This window comes from Faecalicatena faecalis, from assembly GCF_012524165.2.
In the GTDB taxonomy this organism is placed as follows: Bacteria; Bacillota; Clostridia; order Lachnospirales; family Lachnospiraceae; genus Faecalicatena_A; species Faecalicatena_A faecalis.
Genome location: NZ_JABACJ020000002.1, coordinates 117,592 through 139,877, shown reverse-complemented (window position 1 = coordinate 139,877; position 22,286 = coordinate 117,592). Strand labels below are relative to the sequence as shown.

Annotated in this window: 16 protein-coding genes; 9 read left to right on the top strand and 7 right to left on the bottom strand. The window is 46.2% G+C overall.

The annotated features are described in order from the left end of the window. Positions 1-35: 35 nt before the first annotated feature. Complete coding sequence (locus tag HGO97_RS03280; RefSeq protein WP_216239399.1) at positions 36-959, top strand: cation diffusion facilitator family transporter; 924 nt, start codon at positions 36-38, stop codon at positions 957-959. A 77-nt stretch (positions 960-1,036) separates the two neighbouring features. Here the strand turns inward: HGO97_RS03280 and HGO97_RS03275 are convergent, their stop codons facing one another. Beyond that, positions 1,037-1,615, bottom strand: coding sequence for a DUF4230 domain-containing protein (locus HGO97_RS03275; RefSeq protein ID WP_216239396.1), 579 nt, complete (start codon positions 1,613-1,615; stop codon positions 1,037-1,039). 239 nt (positions 1,616-1,854) lie between these two features. On the opposite strand from HGO97_RS03275, the gene HGO97_RS03270 reads away from it, so the two are divergent. After that, positions 1,855-2,427, top strand: a complete 573-nt coding sequence (locus HGO97_RS03270; RefSeq protein WP_216239394.1) for a phosphatase PAP2 family protein — start codon at positions 1,855-1,857, stop codon at positions 2,425-2,427. Between the two features lie 134 nt (positions 2,428-2,561). Here the strand turns inward: HGO97_RS03270 and HGO97_RS03265 are convergent, their stop codons facing one another. Then, a complete protein-coding gene (locus HGO97_RS03265; RefSeq protein WP_216239393.1) occupies positions 2,562-4,181 on the bottom strand; it encodes a CTP synthase in 1,620 nt (539 codons plus the stop codon). Positions 4,182-4,454: 273 nt separating this feature from the next. Between HGO97_RS03265 and HGO97_RS03260 the strand changes: the two genes are divergently transcribed. Beyond that, entirely contained in the window at positions 4,455-5,738 is a 1,284-nt protein-coding gene (locus tag HGO97_RS03260) for an alkyl/aryl-sulfatase (protein WP_216239391.1), read from the top strand. Positions 5,739-5,802: 64 nt separating this feature from the next. Here the strand turns inward: HGO97_RS03260 and HGO97_RS03255 are convergent, their stop codons facing one another. Beyond that, positions 5,803-7,281, bottom strand: a complete 1,479-nt coding sequence (locus HGO97_RS03255; RefSeq protein ID WP_216239389.1) for a DUF1846 domain-containing protein — start codon at positions 7,279-7,281, stop codon at positions 5,803-5,805. A 142-nt stretch (positions 7,282-7,423) separates the two neighbouring features. Between HGO97_RS03255 and ftsH the strand changes: the two genes are divergently transcribed. The 4 genes from ftsH to HGO97_RS03235 all read left to right on the top strand — a co-directional run bounded on the left by ftsH (position 7,424) and on the right by HGO97_RS03235 (position 13,609). After that, positions 7,424-9,517, top strand: coding sequence for an ATP-dependent zinc metalloprotease FtsH (gene ftsH, locus HGO97_RS03250; RefSeq protein ID WP_216239388.1), 2,094 nt, complete (start codon positions 7,424-7,426; stop codon positions 9,515-9,517). 205 nt (positions 9,518-9,722) lie between these two features. Next, complete coding sequence (uvrC, locus tag HGO97_RS03245; RefSeq protein ID WP_216239385.1) at positions 9,723-11,603, top strand: excinuclease ABC subunit UvrC; 1,881 nt, start codon at positions 9,723-9,725, stop codon at positions 11,601-11,603. A gap of 102 nt (positions 11,604-11,705) precedes the next feature. Next, positions 11,706-12,635, top strand: coding sequence for an HPr(Ser) kinase/phosphatase (gene hprK / locus HGO97_RS03240; RefSeq protein WP_216239382.1), 930 nt, complete (start codon positions 11,706-11,708; stop codon positions 12,633-12,635). A 38-nt stretch (positions 12,636-12,673) separates the two neighbouring features. After that, on the top strand, positions 12,674-13,609 hold the full coding sequence (locus tag HGO97_RS03235; protein ID WP_216239379.1) for an ROK family glucokinase: 936 nt from the start codon (positions 12,674-12,676) through the stop codon (positions 13,607-13,609). Between the two features lie 137 nt (positions 13,610-13,746). On the opposite strand, the gene HGO97_RS03230 is transcribed toward HGO97_RS03235, so the two are convergent. Continuing rightward, positions 13,747-16,338, bottom strand: coding sequence for a transglycosylase domain-containing protein (locus HGO97_RS03230; protein WP_216239377.1), 2,592 nt, complete (start codon positions 16,336-16,338; stop codon positions 13,747-13,749). Positions 16,339-16,527: 189 nt separating this feature from the next. On the opposite strand from HGO97_RS03230, the gene HGO97_RS03225 reads away from it, so the two are divergent. Continuing rightward, on the top strand, positions 16,528-17,181 hold the full coding sequence (locus tag HGO97_RS03225) for a YigZ family protein (RefSeq protein ID WP_216239376.1): 654 nt from the start codon (positions 16,528-16,530) through the stop codon (positions 17,179-17,181). A gap of 108 nt (positions 17,182-17,289) precedes the next feature. On the opposite strand, the gene hpf is transcribed toward HGO97_RS03225, so the two are convergent. From hpf to typA, 3 genes are all read right to left on the bottom strand, one after another. Next, positions 17,290-17,847: a ribosome hibernation-promoting factor, HPF/YfiA family gene (gene hpf, locus HGO97_RS03220; protein ID WP_216239373.1), complete on the bottom strand. Its 558-nt coding sequence runs from the start codon at positions 17,845-17,847 to the stop codon at positions 17,290-17,292. Between the two features lie 84 nt (positions 17,848-17,931). Beyond that, entirely contained in the window at positions 17,932-18,543 is a 612-nt protein-coding gene (locus HGO97_RS03215) for a transporter (protein ID WP_216239371.1), read from the bottom strand. A gap of 41 nt (positions 18,544-18,584) precedes the next feature. Further along, entirely contained in the window at positions 18,585-20,411 is a 1,827-nt protein-coding gene (gene typA / locus HGO97_RS03210; protein WP_216239364.1) for a translational GTPase TypA, read from the bottom strand. Positions 20,412-21,584: 1,173 nt separating this feature from the next. Here typA and HGO97_RS03205 point away from each other — a divergent pair. Further along, complete coding sequence (locus HGO97_RS03205) at positions 21,585-22,214, top strand: single-stranded DNA-binding protein (RefSeq protein WP_216239362.1); 630 nt, start codon at positions 21,585-21,587, stop codon at positions 22,212-22,214. Positions 22,215-22,286 lie beyond the last annotated feature (72 nt).

Here is a 22,286-nt window from a genome sequence, read left to right as displayed (position 1 = left end):
GATAGGAAATAGCAGAGAAGCGGAGGTATAACAGGATGATACAGAAGGAACATACACAGACAGACGGAAAACAGATTGCTATGAAGGTATCAGGAGTCAGTATCGGGGTGAATATTGCCCTTTCTATATTCAAGCTGGCTGCAGGCCTGATCGCTCATTCCGGGGCGATGATTTCAGATGCAGTCCACTCAGCATCCGATGTATTCAGCACGATCATCGTCATGATCGGTGTGACGGTATCAGCGAAAAAGTCAGATAAGGAGCACCCATACGGACATGAACGTTTGGAGTGCGTGGCATCGATTTTGCTGGCGGTGGTACTATTTGCGACTGGAGCAGGCATCGGAATTCAAGGTGTGCAGAAAATCGCAGCGGACCGTATGGGAGAGGCGATGATTCCAGGGAGAATGGCGTTGATTGCTGCGGTGGTTTCAATTGCTGTGAAGGAATGGATGTATTGGTATACCAGGGGGGCGGCCAAGAAAATCAATTCCGGTGCTCTAATGGCGGATGCATGGCATCACCGTTCAGATGCACTCTCGTCCATCGGGGCTTTCGCTGGAATCCTGGGAGCAAGAATGGGATTTCCTGTCCTGGATCCCCTCGCAAGCGTGGTAATCTGTGTATTTATCGGGAAAGCAGCATGGGATATTTTTCAGGATGCGATGAATAAGATGGTAGATAAAGCCTGTGATGACAGGACGATCCAGCAGATACGTCAGGTCGTTCTGGAGAATAGTGGGGTAGAAAAAATCGATACCATCCGTACCAGAATGTTCGGAGCTAGGGCATATGTGGATATCGAGATCGCAGCGGATGAAAGTCTGACCCTAAGGGATGCACATAAGATTGCGGAGGACGTACACAACAGGGTAGAGGACCAGTTTCCGGAGGTTAAACACTGTATGGTCCATGTCAATCCTCTGACCCAGAAGGAAATCAGGGAGATTGAAGGGTAACTTTGATACAATTATCTCAACAGACAAGAACGCCCCACCTAAAAAGGCGGGGCGTTCTTGTCTGTTAGCCATTCGGTCTATTCAATAATTTTCAAAGTATAAGAGTTACTGCTGTCATCAGCAATTGGCTGAATCAGGGTCTCGATGACGGTAACTGCTTGTTCTCTGGCCTGTGTGAGGATATCGGTCTGTCCGGCCTTGGCAGATGCGTCTTCCTTGGCATAAGCAATGGCTTTGGTGGTATCCTCCTTATTAGTCCAGTTGAACAGTGCGAATTTCTCGTCATAAAATTCTAAAGAATCGGAATCGATAGAGATGTCCTGGATTTTAGGGGAGGGAAGCTTGACCTGAATTTCCTTCCCTGAAACCTTTACTTCTGCCTGTGACAGATCGATCCCCGCCTTAATGTGGGCATCATATATCATGGAAAAGCTCTTTTTGGTAATAAAATCTATCTCTCCCTCTGAATATTTAATGATTCCCCTGTAGTCGAGTCTGGCAGTTGTAAGGGAGCTGCATTTGCTCAGACGTTCTTCTATGGAAGTGGCACTGACCGTTACTTTCGGTTCTTTGTTCAACAGCCGGGCTCCCAGAAAGCCGACGGCAATCAGAGCGGCTGCAGCGATTATAATGATTAGGGAACGCATTTTTTTCATAAGTAGACCTCCGTGTTCGTATATGCTGTATCTGTTGTCTGATGTAATCTCAAATCTGTTTTTGAGAGAATCATGTGTAACCATCCAAAGATTCAGATGATCCTATGTATCCTAGTATATCCTGTTTTGCTTGGATAGTCTATGGGGTGGGGATAAAAAATGATTGGGCATAACCGTTGAAAACGAGCGGTAATATGATATACTAATAAAGATATTCTTAGTTCAGGAAAGGAGTATACATGGGATACTTACTACAATTAGATGGAAACATCCTGTTATACATACAGGATTATATCAGACAGGACTGGATGACTCCTTTTTGGAAGTTCATTACATCTCTTGGCAATTCAGGATGGTTCTGGCTAGCCCTTTCTCTTCTGCTTGTGATTCCGAGAAGAACACGGAAGATAGGGATCACGGCGATTGTGGCGATCGCGATCGGCGCCTTGATTACGAATGTAGCATTGAAGAATTTGGTAGCGAGGACGCGGCCCTACGAAGTAGTCGAGGGACTAAGGCTTTTGATAGAACGTCAGCACGATTACTCATTTCCATCCGGCCATACCTGTGCTTCCTTTGCTGCGGCAATGGTATATTACAGGATGGGGCCAAGAAAATGGGGAATTCCGGCTATTGTTCTAGCGTCACTGATTGCGTTCTCACGTCTTTATGTAGGGGTGCATTTCCCATCAGATGTGCTGGGAGGACTGCTAATCGGTATATTTGCGGCATGGTCGGCTGTAAAGCTGACAGCATATGTCATTCAGAAAAGAGAACAAGGGAAAGCCTCGGATGGGGCTTTGGGACACTAAAAAATAGGGACTGTCATAAAGGTAGGATTTACGTCAGATTTTTTCTTTATACTTTATAAATGCCAATATCTGACGATAAAAATCCGATTTTATGACAGTCCTTTTATGTGTTTACGCCAAGCTCTTAAGTGGGCTTATTTTATCATGAACGATTTTGAATATTCCAGGGCTGCCTCAACAAAGCTTTTAAACAGAGGATGCGGTCTGTTTGGACGGGATTTCAATTCAGGGTGGGCCTGGGTCGCAAGAAACCAGGGGTGATTCGAAAGCTCTATCATTTCTACGATCCGTCCGTCAGGAGACAGACCGCAGAGGCGCATACCATGTTCTTCTAATGCTTCGCGGAAATCATTGTTCACTTCATAACGGTGACGGTGACGTTCGTGGATCTCTTCTTTTCCATATATCTGATATGCCTTGGAATCTTTTTTTAATATGCAGGGATAAGAACCAAGCCTTAATGTACCACCAATGTCTTCGATTCCTTCCTGCTCCGGCATAATGTGAATCATCGGATGCGTTGTATGGGGATCTAATTCCATACTGTGTGCATCATGGTAGCCGAGTACGTTGCGGGCAAATTCTACGATAGAGAGCTGCATTCCGAGACAGAGCCCCAGGAAGGGAATATCGTGTGTACGTGCGTAACGGATGGCTTCCATTTTTCCCTCCACGCCCCGGTCCCCAAAGCCTCCTGGAACAAGAATACCGCTGACGTCCTGGAATAATTCTTCTGTATTATGCGGGACGACCGTCTCAGAATCGATCCACTTGATTCGGACAGTGGTATGGCTGTAAATTCCTCCATGCTTTAATGCCTCTACCACACTGATATAGGCATCGTGGAGCTGGATATATTTTCCGACTAATGCGATTGTAACTTCCTGCTCGGGCTTACGCAGGTTGTCCACCATCTCGATCCAATCTCTCAGGTCCGGTTCTGGGCAGTCCAGATGCAGACATTCACAGACGACCTGTGCGAGCTGTTCATGCTCCATAGCCAGCGGGGCTTCGTATAAATATTCGACATCCAGATTCTGCAGTACATGCTTGGCAGGGAGATTGCAAAAGAGGGAAATCTTATCTTTGATGCCGTCATCGAGTGGATATTCGGAACGGCAGACAATGATATCAGGCTGGATGCCCATACCCTGCAGTTCCTTTACACTGGCTTGAGTCGGTTTTGTTTTCATCTCATGGGATGCTTTTAAGTAGGGAATGAGAGTGACGTGTATCAGAATCACGTTTTCGTGACCTTTTTCGTGTTGAAATTGCCGGATGGACTCTAAGAAAGGCTGGCTCTCGATATCGCCAACGGTCCCACCGACCTCTATGATTGCGATTTCCGTATCCTTTGCGGCCGGATTACGGTAAAATCTGCTTTTGATCTCGTTCGTAATGTGGGGGATGGCCTGTACTGTTCCGCCGCCAAAATCTCCGCGGCGCTCCTTTTGCAGCACGGACCAGTAAATTTTACCAGTAGTTACATTTGAATTTTTCGTCAGGTTCTCATCGATGAAGCGTTCATAGTGACCTAGGTCCAGGTCTGTCTCTGCACCGTCTTCCGTGACGAAGACTTCACCATGTTGTACCGGGTTCATTGTACCGGGATCAATATTGATGTAAGGGTCGAACTTCTGCATTGTTACAGTCAGGCCGCGTGCCTTGAGCAGACGACCGAGTGATGCTGCGGTAATTCCTTTGCCCAGGCCGGAGACTACTCCGCCGGTTACAAATACATATTTAACTGCCATAAAATCCTCCTTTGTGTGAATGATTAAAAAATACTTAAAGAGTATATACGAAAATGAGAGAAAAATACAGAATTTTTTTTAGGAAATTTTTACAACCTCTTCTAATTGTTGGGAGGACAACAGGTAGTAAAAGATTTTTGTGCTATAATTTTTATATAAAGCTGCACTCTTATGAAAGCAAATTTTGGGAATATGCTCCGTGATGATGTTGCAGAGTTGCAAACTATCGAATGTGGATGGAAACAGACTATAAGCTTAAGGAGGTATCAGAAAATGCTGATAGAGAACGGAAATGAACAGCTTCGTCTTTTTACGGAAACGAACTTTCAGGAGAATATAACAGAAGTAGTAGAAGGAGTGTGGTTCGTCCTCGGATTGGGACATAGCAATGCGATATTTATCGAAGGGAATACAGGCGTGATTTTGATTGATACCCTGGATACCTTGGAAAGAGGTCAAAGGCTTCTGGAAGTGATCAGGGACAAGACAGGAAAAGAAGTAAAGACGATTATTTATACACATGGTCATCCTGACCACCGCGGCGGCGCAGGAGCTTTTTGCGACAGCGGACCAGAGATCATCGCATTTGCCCCGAAGACGCCTGTTCTGGAGAGAACGGAGCTGCTTTCGGATATTCAGAATAAAAGAGGCGGGCGTCAGTTCGGCTACAGCCTGACTGATGAAGAAAATATATCCCAGGGAATCGGAATCCGTGAGGGAATCGTATCCGGGGAGCATCGTGCGTTCATTACCCCGACTACAGTATATGACCGGGATAAGGTCCTCCGAACGATTGATGGTATTGAAATAGAAATGCTCCGTCTGCCGGGTGAGGCTGAGGAGGAGACAATTCTCTGGCTTCCTGAAAAGGAGGTTCTGGTAAGCGGTGATAATTTTTATGGCTGCTTCCCAAATCTTTATGCCATACGGGGAGGACAATACCGCGACATCGCAGCCTGGGTCAAAAGTTTAGATATCATGCGTGCTTATCCGGCCAAATACCTGCTTCCGGGCCATACAGCCCCACTGATCGGCCAAGAGAAAATCAAGGAGGTCATTGGAAACTTCAGAAACGCGATTGACGAGATTCTTACAAAAACATTAGAAGGTATGAACCAGGGAAAAGGTCCGGATCAGTTAGCAGAAGAAATTCAGCTCTCCCCAGAATACAGAGGACTTCCGTATCTGGCTGAGCATTATGGGTGTATCGAGTGGACCGTAAGATCCATTTACACTGCCTATTTAGGCTGGTTCGACGGGAATCCCACCAATCTGCATCCCCTGCCTTACCGCCAACGTGCCAAGAAAATAATGGCTCTCATGGGAGGCGCTAAGAATGTATTAAAAGAAGCACAGAAGGCCTGCGACCAAAAGGAATACCAATGGTGTCTTGAACTCTGCGATCTCTTGTTTACAGAAGAACAGATAAAGGACCAGGCCTGTATGTTGAAAGCAAAGGCTCTAATTCAATTGTCCCAATACGAGACCAGTGCCAATGGAAGACACTATTACCTTACCTGCGCCCAGGAGCAATCGATGTTTGATGAAGGAAAATAAGGGAAAACGAAGGCCAGGATTCTGCTGATGAACAGCGAATTCTGGCCCAATTTTTCGTTCTTTTCTAATGATAAATATGTTCGGTTTCGTAGGCAGCCTCGCAGGTGAGCTGCACTCCGAGCTTTTTAAAGGTCTTGATATCCACATCGGAAAGCATTACTGAGGTATGTGCCTGACAGCCGTCCAGTTTGGGCAGTTGTTCCAATGCCTTCTTTGCCAGTGCACTGTGTGCTGCACTTGCAGAAAGAGCGATGAGCACTTCATCTGTGTGGAGACGCGGATTCTTACTTTTTAAATACTTCACTTTCAACTCCTGAATCGGAGCAATCGATTCTGGGGAGATGACATGCAGCTCATGGTCGATTCCAGCCAATTCTTTGATGACATTCAAAAGAAGGGCTGCAGATGCACCGAGCAGATTGGTCGTCTTGCCGGTAATGATGCGTCCGTCGTCCAGTTCCAGTGCTGCGGCCGGCCCATTGGTCTGTTCGGCACGTTCCAGAGCCTTTGCAACGACCTTTCTATCCTGTATGGTCACATTGGCCTGATTCATGAGAAGCTCGATCTTCTGCTTTTCCTCTTCTGAACTGGACCCTGTTACCAGGGAATTCAGAGAGGCGAAATATCTTCTGACAATCTCCTGACGGGAAGCCTCGCGGCAGACCTCATCATCGCAGATACATTTTCCTGCCATGTTGACGCCCATATCGGTCGGAGATTTATAAGGGCTGCTTCCATAAATTTTTTCAAAAATGGTATTTAATACTGGGAAAATCTCTACGTCACGGTTATAATTCACGGTCGTGACTCCATATGCTTCCAAATGGAATGGGTCAATCATGTTAATATCGTTCAAATCTGCTGTAGCAGCCTCATAGGCCAGGTTGACAGGATGCTTGAGCGGCAGGTTCCAAATGGGAAATGTTTCAAATTTGGCATAGCCTGCATGAATTCCACGTTTATGCTCATGATATAACTGTGAAAGGCAGGTTGCCATTTTACCGCTTCCTGGTCCTGGTGCTGTGACGATGACGAGCGGACGTGTCGTCTCAATATATTCGTTCTTACCGTATCCTTCGTCGCTGACGATCAACGGGATATTGGATGGATAACCGCTGATGTTGTAATGGATGTATACACGGACGCCTAAGTTTTCGAGGCGGTTTTTGAAAAGCTGTGCGCTTTCCTGACCGGAATATTGGGTGATGACTACACTTCCTACATACAGGCCGCTGTCACCGAAAGAATCCATCAGCCGAAGGACATCAGAGTCATAGGTAATTCCAAGGTCACCGCGGACTTTATTCTTCTCAATATCACGAGCGCTGATGACGATGACGATCTCTGCCTGGTCGCTGAGCTGCTTCAAAAGCCTGAGCTTACTGTCCGGCGCAAAGCCTGGAAGGACTCTGGCTGCATGGTAATCATCGAATAACTTCCCGCCGAATTCAAGGTAAAGTTTGTTGTCAAACTGGTTGATCCTTTCGCGGATATGTTCTGACTGCATGGTTAAATACTTTTCATTATCGAATCCTATTTTCATTTTCTCTTTCCTCACTCATGACATATTTCGTAACCAGTATACTATAAAACGCCCTGTGTTTACAATATTTTCATAATCTTTTTATTGATTTATGTTGAAGCTGTACTTATAATGGGGATAGTGGATTTTAGGAGGCTTAAGAATGGATAATCAGAATAATAGAAACAATAAAGATCCTAAGAACAATCGTCAGGGCTGGGGAGTCATCCTCGTAACAACACTGTTGACTGTTTTTATAGTGATGGGATTATACTCGATGATGCAGGATAAGAATCCTGAAGAAATCAGTTATGATAAGTTCCTGATGATGGTGGATGAAGGAAAAGTGGAGAAGGTCACCATTGAGTCGACGAAGCTTTATATTACGTTAAAAGATGATGCAAAGGAAAAGAAAGGGACAGGCACGGCATCCGATCTCGTAAGCCAGTTGGAAAAGAAGAGTGGCAGCGAGGAGGAGAAGGCCCCGGATTATTATACAGGTGCGGTGAAGGATGATACCTTATCGGATCGGCTGTATAAAGCTGGGGTAGAGTACGAACAGCGGATTCCAGATACAGCATCTTCGATGATATTTGAGATATTCATCACGGTGATCCTGCCGCTTTTGTTGATCGTCATTCTGTTCAATTTCTTGATGAAGCGTATGTCTAAGGGCGGCGGCATGATGGGAATCGGCAAGAGCAACGCGAAAGTATATGTTGAGAAGGAGACCGGAGTCACATTCCAGGATGTGGCAGGTCAGGATGAAGCGAAGGAATCCCTGCAGGAGGTCGTAGATTTCCTTCATAACCCGGGCAAATATACGGGAATCGGTGCAAAACTGCCAAAGGGAGCACTGCTTGTGGGCCCTCCGGGTACCGGTAAGACTCTGCTTGCAAAGGCTGTAGCGGGGGAGGCAAAGGTTCCATTTTTCTCTCTGTCGGGTTCTGCATTCGTGGAGATGTATGTCGGCGTCGGCGCATCCCGTGTCCGTGATCTGTTTAAGCAGGCACAGCAGATGGCACCTTGCATCGTATTCATCGATGAGATCGATGCCATCGGTAAGACGCGTGATACCGCAATGGGCGGCAATGATGAACGGGAACAGACACTGAACCAGCTTCTTGCAGAGATGGATGGATTTGACACGAATAAGGGTCTGCTGCTTCTTGCAGCAACGAACCGTCCAGAGGTACTCGACCCGGCGCTGTTAAGACCTGGCCGTTTTGACAGACGTATTATTGTAGATAAGCCGGATTTAAAGGGACGTATCGATGTCCTGAAGGTACATTCAAAAGATGTGAAGATGGATGAGACCGTAGATCTGGAGGCCATTGCACTGGCGACTTCAGGAGCGGTCGGTTCAGACCTTGCTAATATGATCAACGAGGCGGCGATCAACGCTGTCAAGAATGGCAGACAGGTGGTCAGTCAGAAGGATTTATTTGAGGCGGTAGAAGTCGTACTTGTCGGAAAAGAAAAGAAAGACCGTATCATGAGTGAGGAGGAGAGAAAGATCGTTTCCTACCATGAGGTCGGTCATGCATTGGTAAGTGCTCTGCAGAAGGATGCGGAACCGGTACAGAAGATTACCATTGTCCCAAGGACGATGGGGGCGCTTGGATATGTCATGCAGACACCGGAAGAGGAGAAGTTCCTGAACACGAAGAAGGAGCTGGAAGCTATGTTAGTAGGGGCTTTGGCCGGACGGGCAGCGGAAGAGATTGTTTTCGATACGGTTACGACTGGTGCGTCCAATGACATTGAGCAGGCGACGAAGATTGCCAGAGCCATGATTACGCAGTATGGAATGTCCGAGAAGTTCGGATTGATCGGTCTGGAGTCTATACAGAACCGTTATCTGGACGGTCGTCCGGTCGTTAACTGTGGTGAGGCCACAGCCGCTGAGATAGACGGGGAAGTCATGGCGATGTTGAAGAAGGCCTATGAGGAAGCAAAACGTCTTCTTCAGGAGAACAGAGAGGCTTTGGATAAGATTTCTGCATTCCTGATTGAGAAGGAGACCATCACCGGAAAAGAATTCATGAAGATTTTCCGTGAGGTAAAGGGAATCGAAGAGCCGGAGGAAGGTACTGAGGCAAAGAAGGATATCAGGATCGCTATGAAACCGGTCGAGGGAAAAACGCTGGGGGATGGAAATACATCAGAAGATGAAAAAGCTCCAGAGGACGCAGTGACACCAGATACAGAAGCAGTAAACGAAGCAGCCGACGTGTCCACGGAGGAACAGTCATAAGTTAAGAGATTATCTTAGCTAAAAGATATAAGGCTAAGAGATATATAAACCAGGAAATAGAAAGCCGGGAATCCAGGTGGATCTTTAAGGAATGAGATTCATCTGGGTTCCCGGTTTTCTTGTATCTGTCGAAATCTCGTCTTTTGTAATCATGGCCTGAAAAGTTTTTCTTCACAAAAGAGTGCCCAGGCTTTATAATAGTTGCATGGAAAATAATAATTTTGATATTCAAGAGGAATTAAAAAAACTCCCGGGAAAGCCGGGGGTTTATATTATGCATGATGAACGGGACAATATCATCTATGTAGGCAAGGCGATCAGCTTAAAGAACCGGGTGCGGCAGTATTTTCAAAGCAGCAGGAATAAGGGGGTCAAGATTGAGCAGATGGTCACGCATATACGGCGTTTTGAGTATATCGTGACAGACTCGGAGCTGGAAGCACTTGTTCTGGAGTGCAACCTGATTAAGGAGCACAGGCCAAAGTATAATACGATGCTAATGGATGATAAGGCTTATCCGTTCATTAAGGTGACGGTAAATGAGCCCTATCCGCGTGTGATGCTTGCCAGGAAGATGTTAAAGGACAAGGCGAAGTATTTTGGACCATATACCAGTTCACAGGCGGTGAGGGACACTATAGATCTTCTGCATAAGCTGTATCATATCCGAAGCTGTAACCGCAATCTGCCGAAGGATACAGGGAAGGAACGGCCTTGTCTGAATTATCATATCAAGCAGTGTGAAGGGCCCTGCCAAGGGTATATTTCACAGGAGGAATATGGGAAGGCCGTCCAGCAGGTGATTCGGTTCCTGAACGGTAATTTTGACGGGATTCTCAAGGAACTGGAAGAGAAGATGAATGCGGCATCGGAAGCACTGGAATTCGAGAAGGCAATTGAATTCAGGGAGCTTTTGAATAGTGTAAAAAAGGTGGCGCAGAAGCAGAAGATTACGGACAGCAGCGGGGAGGACCGGGATGTCCTGGCTGTGGCATCCGAGGAAGAGGATGCAGTGGTACAGGTATTCTTTATCCGTGGTGGACGGTTAATCGGAAGAGATCATTTCTACCTCCGTATTGCGAAGGAGGAGCCGCATAAAGCGGTGCTGGACAGCTTCATTAAGCAGTATTATGCGGGAACTCCGTTTATCCCAAGTGAGCTGATGCTTCCAGAGGAGCTGGACGATATTGAGCTGTTGGAAGAGTGGCTGGGGACAAAGCGGGGAGGTAAGGTGACTATCCGTGTTCCTAAAAAGGGGACAAAGGAAAAGCTGGTCGAGCTGGCAGCCAACAACGCGAAGCTGGTACTCAGCAAAGATAAGGAGCGCCTCAAGCGGGAGGAAGGCAGGACCATCGGTGCAGTCAAGGAGATTGCTAAGCTTTTAGAACTGGATGATATCAACCGGATGGAGGCTTATGATATCTCCAATACGAACGGGTTCGAATCCGTCGGTTCCATGGTGGTATACGAGCGGGGCAAGCCAAAGAGGAACGACTACCGCAAGTTCAAGATCAAAGGAATCGAGGGCGCTGATGACTATGGCAGTATGCGGGAGGTGCTCACCAGACGTTTTACCCATGGCCTTAAAGAGCGGGAGGAAAGCAAGGAATTGGGAGGCTTCACCTTATTCCCAGATCTGATTCTGATGGATGGAGGAAAGGGGCAGGTCAATGTCGCACTGGAGGTGCTTCATGAACTCCATCTGAATATTCCGGTATGTGGTATGGTCAAGGATGATTACCACAGAACGAGAGGACTCTATTATCACAACGAGGAGATTCCTATCGATAAATCCTCCGAGGCATTCCGGCTGATCACCAGGATTCAGGACGAGGCCCATCGTTTCGCCATTGAGTACCACAGACAGCTTCGGGCCAAGGGGCAGGTACATTCTATTCTGGATGATATCGACGGAATCGGGCCTGCCAGAAGAAAGGCACTGATGCGCCATTATCTGAGCCTGGATGCGATCAAGGCCGCGACAGTTGAGGAGCTTGCAGATGTTCCGTCCATGAATGAAAGATCGGCGCAGGCAGTCTATCGGTTCTTTCATGGGAAAGAGGAAAGTGTAGAAGGGAATCTTTGATGAAGTCTTTTAAGGGATTCTGATTCATGCTATAATAAAAAAGGAATCTGTTTGTTTTCTGCCGTTTTCAGGCAGTAAGTAATAAAGGAAAAGGAGAATATTATGGTACAAGGAGTAAAGTTAAGTGAAATCGTTGAGAAGATGGATTTAAAGAATCTCACTCCTGATGTGGAATTGATCGGGCGGGAGGTAAATGTGCCGGACATCAACAGACCAGCGCTCCAGCTTACCGGATTTTTTGACCATTTTGACTCAGACAGGGTACAGATGATCGGATTCGTGGAGTATGCATATTTGGAGACCTTGACGAAGGAGAGAAAAATCAAGATATATGAGGAACTGTTGAGTCATAAGGTGCCCTGCATCATATTCAGCAGGGATATGCAGCCAGAGCAGGAGCTTTTGGATTTGGCTGTGAAACATGAGGTACCGATTTTTACGACATCGAAGTCGACCTCCTCATTCATGGGCGAGATCATTCGCTGGCTGAACGTCAAGCTTGCTCCCTGCATTTCTATTCACGGTGTGCTCGTGGACGTGTACGGTGTGGGCGTTCTGATTATGGGAGAGAGTGGAATCGGTAAGAGTGAGGCGGCTCTGGAATTGATTAAGAGAGGGCATCGTCTGGTCACCGATGATGTTGTTGAGATCCGCAAAGTGAGCGATGATACTCTGGTAGGTGCAGCACCGGATATTACAAGGCATTTTATTGAGCTGCGCGGAATCGGTATTGTAGACGTGAAGTCTATGTTTGGTGTACAGAGCGTCAGAGAGACCCAGAATATCGACCTGGTCATCACTCTGGAGGACTGGAACCGGGATAAAGAATATGACCGTCTGGGATTGGAAGAGAATTATACCGAATTCCTCGGAAACCGGGTTGTCTGCCACAGTATTCCGATTCGTCCGGGACGTAATCTGGCCATCATCGTGGAATCTGCCGCTGTGAACCACAGACAGAAACAGATGGGATATAATGCGGCACAGGAGCTGTACAAACGTGTGCAGGAGAATCTGGCGAAAAATAGATAGACAGTGAGAGAATGGAATAGAGAGATAGGAGACAGATCATGAAGTATTGTTTTGGCGTAGATATAGGGGGAACCACTGTAAAATTAGGACTGTTTGAAGAGACGGGAGAGATTCTGGACAAGTGGGAGATCGTGACACACACAGAAGAAGAAGGAAAAGCGATTCTTCCAGACATTTCAGCATCTATTCTTGCTAAGCTGGAAGAAAGGGGCATCGACAAGGCTGATATTCTGGGAATTGGAGCAGGAGTTCCAGCACCGGTGACAGAAGAAGGCGTTGTCAACGGAAGTGCAAATCTCGGCTGGAAATATAAAGAAGTCAAGAAGGAATTAGAGGAGCTTACCGGGCTCAAAGCTGAGATTGGAAATGACGCGAACGTTGCAGCCTTGGGTGAGATGTGGAAAGGCGGCGGAGCAGGAGAGCGGAATATGGTCATGGTGACCTTGGGAACTGGAGTCGGCGGCGGTGTCATTATCGGTGGAAGAGTTGTCACAGGGGCACACGGCGCAGGCGGAGAGCTTGGACATGTCTGTGTGAATTACGATGAGACAGAGGTCTGTGGATGCGGGAACCGCGGATGTTTAGAGCAGTATGCGTCAGCGACTGGAATCGTCCGCCTGGCAAAGAGAAAGCTCGCAGAAGAGACAAGAGAGACGATATTGAATAAAGATACGGTAACTGCAAAGGATGTGTTCGATGCAGTAAAAGCCGAAGATGCAGTGGCAATTGAGGTGGCAGAGGAGTTCGGACGCTATCTGGGTTATGAGCTGGCAAACCTGGCGACAATTACAGATCCATCCATCATCGTAATCGGAGGCGGTGTATCAAAGGCTGGGGAAGTGCTGCTTTCCTATATCGAGAAACCATTCAGAGAACGCGTTTTCTTTGCAAATAAAGATGTGAAATTCGCATTAGCTACCTTAGGAAATGATGCAGGAATCTGTGGATCAGCTAAGCTGGTTTTAGAGAGCTAAATATTAGAATGAAAAATGAGAGGAGACTTCAAAGTGGAGTCTTCTCTCATTTTTTGCTTTTCTTTTTTGAACATTATATTGCCGGGCCGCGGATTATCCGGGGCCCGGCAATATATTTAAGGGTTCTTAATTTTGTATTATTCAGAAGGTGTCGGAGTCGGAGTTGGAGTTGGTGTGTCGCCTCCGCCGTTATCAACAGGAGGCTGCGTGTCACCGCCGCCGTTGTCGACAGGTGGGGTATCTGTACCACCGTTATCAACAGGTGGTGTCTCTCCACCAGAAGGATCATCTGGATTTTCGTTATCATCCGGTGTCTCCTCGTCCTTCTTGTCTTCCTTCTCTTTGTCTTTATCCTTGTCTTTATCCTCCTCAGGCTTTTGGACTACATGTCCCGGACAGCTCTGTGTAGGTGCTGTGCCTTTGGCAAAATATTCTGTCAGAGGCGGACAGGTCGAAGTTGCTAAGAGCCCTGTCTGCGTACAGATCGTCTTCTGTTCTACAGAAGATGGCATTGTAAAGTCTTTGTAAGGAAGTGCCTCATGAATTCGATCCATGATATGCTTCCACATTACCTCATGCCAGACCTGGTCATACTGATAGCCCTCCATCGGCTTGTTGGAGTCATAACCAGTCCATACGGAACAAGTAAAGTATGGTGTATATGCGGAAAGCCAGAGGTCAGTACTATTTTCTGTGGTACCTGTCTTACCGGCTGCAGGCATATTATTCAATCTTGCGGCTGTACCGGTACCTTTGTTGATTACATCCTGCATCGCGCTTGTAAGAAGTCCGGCAGTGGAATCTTTGATGACCTGATGTGAAGCAGGTTCGGTATTGTCCAACAGGACATTTCCTTCTGGGTCCACAACCTTTGTGTAAAGGATTGGTTCAATGTATAAGCCATTATTGGCGATTGCAGCGTAAGCAGCCGTCATCTCCAGGTTGTAGACACCCTGGGTAATACCGCCGAGAGCAGTGGCCTGTGCTACATCAGAAAATCCTGGATAATTGTCATTATCGTTGTTGACCAGTGTGGTGAAACCAAAGTTTATCAAAGAATCGTATCCGGTCTGTAATCCGATGTCAGTCAATGTCTTAACAGCGCATACGTTCATGGAGTGTTCAATTGCATAACGAACTCGAGTCTGGCCAATATATTTATGATCCCAGTTATTGACTTCTTGTCCGCTGTCATACTTAAATGGCGCGTCATCAATGGTCTTTGCCAGAGTATATCCGGCAGAATCCAATGCAGGAGCATAAGTGGAAAGAATCTTAAAACAGGAACCTGGCTGTCTCTTGGAGCCTGTAGCACGGTTCAGGGAAAGGCTTGTCTTCTTTTCCCCGCGGCCTCCAACGATGGCCTTTACTTTACCGGTATACTGGTCCATGACTACGATGGAGATCTGCGGCTGCGGAGTGATATCTACATTCTCGGTCACCGTATCTCCTTCTGCGATATTAAGTGTGCTCTTATACTCATTGATCGCCTGCTGTGCCTCTTCTGGAGAAGCGAAAATCAGTGGGAACTCTCTGCCCCATGCACCGCGGATATATTCCCCGAGCATCTCCTTACTGAAGTTCTCGGAAGTACCATCTGCATGTGTCACTGTCAGAGCATATTCCAGGCCATATTCAACTGTGGCCGGGTAATTGGCAGGATTCGCAGCTTCTTCATCACAGATCTGCTGAATTCCTTTATCCTGTGTAGCTGTAATGGTAAGTCCACCACTGTAGACAGCATTATAAGCCTGGGTCTCTGTATAGCTCTTACGTGTCTGAAGATCTTTGATGACCCGCTCCAGTAATGCATCAATAAAGTAAGTGTTCGGTTTGTCTTCGGCTGTCTCCTGAACCGTGTTCGTGATCTTAGCATATACATCTTCTGCCTTTGCTTCATCATATTCCTGTTTGGTGATATAATTCTGATCCAGCATGTTCTTTAATACCTTGTCACGTCTCTTCCGGTTGTCTTCCGGGTGTTCAACCGGATCATAGCCGGAAGGGTTCTGTGTGATTCCAGCGATGACTGCACATTCTGAGAGTGTGAGATCTGAGACATCTTTTCCGAAATATCTTTTGGAAGCTGTCTGGACTCCCAGGCATCCCTGACCAAGGTTGATCGTGTTCATATAGGCTTCCACAATCTCCTCCTTGCTCATCTGCTTCTCGATCTCAACGGCCAGATACTGCTCCTGGAGCTTTCTGCGCAGGCTGTCATAGAAAGTCTTTTCCCCGACAAAGTCCGGGAATATGTTATTCTTGATCAACTGCTGCGTCAGTGTACTCGCACCCTCTGAAAAATGTCCAGAGGCAAGTCCTACGACACCGGCTCTTAAGATACCCTGCAGGTCAATACCATTATGCTGATAGAAACGTTCATCCTCGATCGCTACAAAAGCGTGGGTGAGGTTGATCGGTATCTCATCATAGGTCTTGTACACACGGTTCGACCCTTTTTGGAAGAAGCTGTCCAAGTCATTGCCGTTCTCGTCAACTACAAGAGTAATAGCCCCGGATGGCTTGACTTTATTAGGAGTCACCTCCGGTGCATTGTCAATGATCTTCTTGACAAATAAAGCTCCCCCGCCGACGCCAATGACGATGATCAGCAGCATACAAATGATCAGTGCCTTGAACACACGGACGCCGACCCGCTTCTTTTTCATATTCTTTTTTGAAGAGATGTCCTTCTTTCTCTTCGAAAGATTTTCTTTTCCGTAATTCATGAATAATATCCTCCTTTATTCATTCCACTCATTATATCAAATTTACCAGTCTAAATAAAGAAAATTTGGTAAAAGTTCATATTTCTAAAAAAATCTTAATAATTTCTTGAGGTTTCCTACATATTTGTTATACTCTATATCTATAAGCTTAAAGAAATAGCAATAAATTATCGATAGAGGTAGGACATTATGGAATATAAAACAGTATATCAGGGAAACACTGCGGAGATTGTCGAAAAGAAGTCCCGTTTTATTGCAGATGTTTTTCCTGTTTCTTCGGAAGATGAAGCACTGGAATGCCTGGAGCGAATCAAAAAACAATACTGGGATGCCCGGCATCATTGCTACGCGTATGTAATCAGAGAAGAGCGTCTGCTGGAACGCTGCAGTGACGATGGGGAACCGAGCGGGACCGCGGGCAAGCCGATTTTGGAGGTAATGAAAGGCGCAAAGCTGGAGAATGCGCTGATTGTTGTTACCCGTTATTTCGGAGGTACTCTGCTTGGAACAGGCGGTCTTGTGCGCGCATATACATCTGCATCCAGAGAAGGCCTGTCTCACAGTACGATTATAACCAAAATTTTAGGATTTAAACTGAAAGTCCAGACAGATTATACTGGACTTGGCAAAATTCAGTACATTCTGGGGCAGAGAGGACTCCATATATTGGAAACAAATTATACAGATTCCGTAGAGCTGACGGTGCTTGTATCCACCGAGGAAGAGAAGGCTGTGACCGCAGAAATCGTGGAGGGGACCAATGGGAAGAGCAGGATCAGCCGCGGCAAAGAATGCTGGTTTGCGGAAGTTGAAAAAGAATTGAAAGTCTGGGATGTAGTGTAGACTATGAGGTCGGATTCATGAAAACAAGACAGTAAAAAAGGTACCCGGAGAATTCCAGGTACCTTTTTTATTATGTGATTTCATGATAGATATAATTCATTACATACTTTAATCAAATTCTGGTTCGATCAGTCCGAAGGAACCGTCTTTTCTCTTATATACTACGTTCACTTCGTCTGTCTCTGCATTGCAGAATACGAAGAAGGAATGTCCAACGAGGTCCATCTGGATGCATGCATCTTCTGGGTACATTGGTTTGATTCCGAAACGTTTGGTTCTTACGATACGAATCTCATCATCCTGTGGAGTCGTGTCCTCTGATTCAAAGAACTCCTTCTTGAAGTTGTTCCCGCTCGAGGATGCTGTTGGGTGTCCCTGGCTCTTTGCGACCAGTTTATTTTTATACTTGCGAAGCTGGCGTTCGATGACTTCCTCGACAAGGTCGATGGATACGTACATATCGGAGCTTGTCTGCTCGGAACGGATGATGTTCCCTTTCACCGGGATGGTTACTTCAATCTTCTGTCTTTCTTTCTCTACGCTGAGTGTTACGATGATTTCTGTTTCAGGAGTGAAATACCTTTCGAGTTTTCCTAACTTTTGTTCGATAGTGTCCTTCAAGCCTGGCGTTACGTCGATGTTCTTTCCACTAATAATAAAATTCATGTGCTCAACTCCTTTTGTTCATATTATACAGACAGGATATGTAATCTTGCTTGTATTATGTAAATATTATAGCATGGAAAACTTTTATTGTATAGAACGAATCACTTCAATTCTTGTAATTTTTCCATCTGTAATTTTTGCAATGCGGAGTCCGAATTTCTGGAAATAAATACATGCGCCTACACCGATCTCGACTTCATCCTGTTTCATTTTCTTAAGCAGGACCTCCAACAGAGTCTCATCATCCTCATACGGAATGTTAGCGTGGATGAGACGGTTCACATGGCGTACCTTCTGATTAGAACGGAAAATAATCCGCTCGGATTCGTCAAAGGCAACAAACAGAAATTTCCTTGTAGCAAATAGAATTGCGATTGCTATCACACCGAGCAGGGTGTTGATAGAAGAGGAGTGGTCGATAATGACCTGTCTTGCAATCGCGAACAACAGGACTTCGAACACTGTCATCGGCGTATGGAGATAAAGCATTCGAATCATCTCCACGCCGATGATTAGGTTAAAGCATGTGGTCAGTAGATCATCATAATTCGGATAAGTGTTCAGGTCTGTGAGATTGCCGAAGGATAAAATGAGCTGTGCAGTCATGATGATGATCCCAGCAGCCAATAGTGCGGCAATCACTAACTCCAAGGCAGTTGTCAAGTTTTTTAGAATCGCATTTGCATATTTTTTCATGTGTTCTTCTCCTTTTGGACTGTCTTTTGGACCTTATGACACTATTTTAAATTACTTCTCTTACGCATTCTTGCATCCAGGATCTTCTTACGGATACGAAGGGATTTTGGTGTTACTTCCAACAGCTCGTCCGTATCGATGAAGTCCAGTGCTTCTTCCAGACTTAAGATACGCGGAGTGGTCAGTCGCAATGCTTCATCCGCACTGGAAGAACGGGTATTAGTCAGGTGCTTGGTCTTGCAGACATTCAATTCGATATCTTCTGCCTTACCATTCTGTCCAATGACCATACCAGAGTAAACTTTTTCGCCAGGTCCTATAAATAATGTACCACGCTCCTGGGCACTGTACAATCCATAAGTTACAGATTCTCCAGTTTCAAATGCAATCAGGGAACCCTGCTTTCTATACTGGATATCTCCTTTATAAGGTGCATATCCGTCAAAGCTTGTGTTCAGGATTCCATTTCCCTTTGTATCTGTCATGAATTCACCGCGGTATCCAATCAGTCCGCGGGATGGGATAGAGAATTCCAGCCTTGTATAACCACCATTGGAGGTTCCCATGTTCTGAAGCTCTCCCTTACGCTGGCTTAATTTGTCAATGACTGTTCCTGTAAATTCATCCGGTACGTCTACATAGGCAATTTCCATAGGCTCCAATTTTTTACCGTTTTCATCGGTTCTGTAGAGTACTTCTGCCTTACTTACTGCAAATTCATAACCTTCACGTCTCATATTTTCGATGAGGACGGAGAGGTGGAGCTCGCCACGGCCGGAAACCTTAAAGCTGTCGGCACTGTCTGTCTCCTCAACGCGGAGGCTGACATCGGTATTCAGCTCACGGAACAGTCGGTCACGGATATGGCGGGAGGTCACATATTTACCTTCCTGTCCGGCGAACGGGCTGTCATTTACAATGAACTGCATGGAAATCGTCGGTTCAGAAATCTTCTGGAATGGTATTGCGACCGGGTTCTCCGGTGAGCAGAGCGTATCACCGATAGAAATACCGGAAATACCAGAGATCGCTACGATGGAACCGATGGAGGCCTCTTTGACTTCTACTTTGTTCAGACCGTCGAATTCATATAATTTGCTGATTTTTACTTTTTCCTGCTTATTGGAATCATGATGGTTCACCAGGACCATTTCCTGATTCACTGCGATGGTTCCATTGTCTACCTTACCAACACCGATACGGCCCACATATTCATTATAATCGATGGTACTGATCAGAACCTGGGTGGGTGCTTCTGGATCACCCTCTGGTGCAGGGATATAATCCAGGATTGTCTCGAATAAAGGCTGCATATCCTTTTCATCATCTGTCAGATCTAAAACAGCGATTCCAGATTTTGCGGATGCATATACAAACGGACAGTCGAGCTGCTCATCAGAAGCATCCAGATCCATGAAAAGCTCCAGCACTTCATCAATGACTTCGTCCGGTCTTGCCTCTGGACGGTCAATTTTATTGATGCAGACAATGACTGGAAGCTCAAGCTCCAAAGCTTTTCTCAAAACAAACTTTGTCTGGGGCATAGCACCCTCAAAGGCATCTACAACAAGAATGACGCCATTTACCATCTTAAGGACACGCTCTACCTCTCCGCCGAAATCAGCATGGCCCGGGGTATCGATGATATTGATCTTCGTACCTTTATAAAAGACGGCCGTATTCTTGGAAAGGATTGTGATTCCTCTCTCCCTCTCAATATCATTGGAATCCATGACACGTTCTGCCACTTCCTGGTTCTCGCGGAAAACACCGCTTTGTTTCAAAAGTTCGTCGACCAAGGTCGTTTTGCCGTGGTCAACATGGGCAATAATCGCAATATTTCTAACATCTTCACGCTTTGTTTTCATACTATTCAACACTCTTTCTACTATATAATGTGGTTACAACTTTTTTATTCTATCACAAAACTTTCCATATGGGAAGGTATTTTGATAAAGGGGGCGCTCGCAATATGCACGATCACCCTGCTTTTGGGGGAGATGCATGCGCTTTTCAGGGGGCTGACCGTTTGCGAAGAACTGCTAAGCCAAAACAGACGGTATCTCCTGGGAGCAGACACATTCGCCGCGTAAGCCGATGCTTACGCGCCTCAGGTGTCTTTGGAATTTGATTTTGTGAATCAAATTCCACCCAGGAGATACCATCTGTTTTGCCTAAGCAGTTCTAACGCGCACTTTATGCCCCCTGAAAAGTGCATGCATCTCCCCCAGCAGGGTGATCGTGCATATTGCTCGCTTACGTGCAACCAACCGGTGGGGAGCCGGCACCCCGGTGGGGATGCGGCTTGGGAGTGAGTTGGGGGAGGATATTGGATTGAGATTGGTATTGGGTTATTTTTGGAGGGATTGTATAGCTGGTAAGGGATTATTGTTATTTCAGTATAAAAATGTCAGAAGGAGAGATGAAATTCAGTATTCATATTTTAAATGATATATTTCACAAAAAAATGCCGACAAATTTTTACACCATTATATATGAAGCGTCACATTTCGAACAACTGAAAATTCCCTCTAAATCCTTTTTAATACTCCCTCGCTTTCTGCCAATTCGGCTCCCGTCTCACCCCGCTAAAATCCTCCCGATAGGAGCGCGCTTTTAAGCCGCGTCTGGATGCACCAGCCTTTTAGGAGGGGGATAGGGGGCGGCAGTGCATCCAGGGGAAGGGGAGAATCGGCTTAGTAAAATTTTCGGCGGAATACGGGCCATTTTACGGACTACAGGTCCGGAAAATGAGCGGACCTACAGGGTAAAATCATCAGATTTTACCCGCATGTCCGCGGTGCCCGTATTCCGCCGGAAATTTCACTTAGCCGATTCCCCTTTCCCCGCTTGCACCGCTGCCCCCTATCCCCCTCCTAAAAGGCGTCCCCCCTCCCACCCAGACCCGCCTCCCCACCCCGCGCCCCTATCAAATTTTGTCGAACGAATCTGCTGGGAATTTTGGTCTATCCCCGCTATCATGTTCATAGACTTAGTATTGACTCAAAAATACCAGTCAGAGGAAGGGAGTATTAAAAATTATGTCAGATAAGATTATTGAAAACAATCAGGTAACGATCATGGGCGAGGTGGCTTCTAAATTTACATACAGCCACGAGGTTTTCGGAGAGGGATTCTATATGGTGGATGTGCTGGTGAAGAGGCTCAGCAATTCAGATGACAGGATTCCACTTATGATTTCGGAGAGACTCATTGATGTGACCCAGGATTTTACTGGGGAGTTCATTATGGTTTCTGGACAGTTCCGTTCGTACAACCGCCACGAGGAACAGAAAAATAGACTGGTTCTTTCTGTATTTGTGCGTGAGGTTGAATTTATTGATGAGGAGTTGGACGGGGCGAAGACGAACCATATCCTTTTAGAGGGTTACATCTGCAAGAAGCCGGTCTATAGAAAGACTCCGCTGGGACGTGAGATTGCGGATCTTCTGCTTGCCGTGAACAGGCCTTATGGGAAGTCAGATTATATCCCATGTATCTGCTGGGGACGTAATGCAAGGTATGCATCCGGATTTGAAGTAGGGGAGCACGTTCAAGTACTCGGAAGGATACAAAGCAGAGAATATGTGAAAAAGCTTTCAGATACAGAAACAGAAACACGCACTGCTTACGAGGTTTCTGTCAGCAAATTAGAGTGTATGGAAGAGTAAAAGTGCAGGCTTTATGAAAGTGGATTCTATCTTAAGGAAGAAGCTTTATTCGTTAATACTGAACGTTGACAT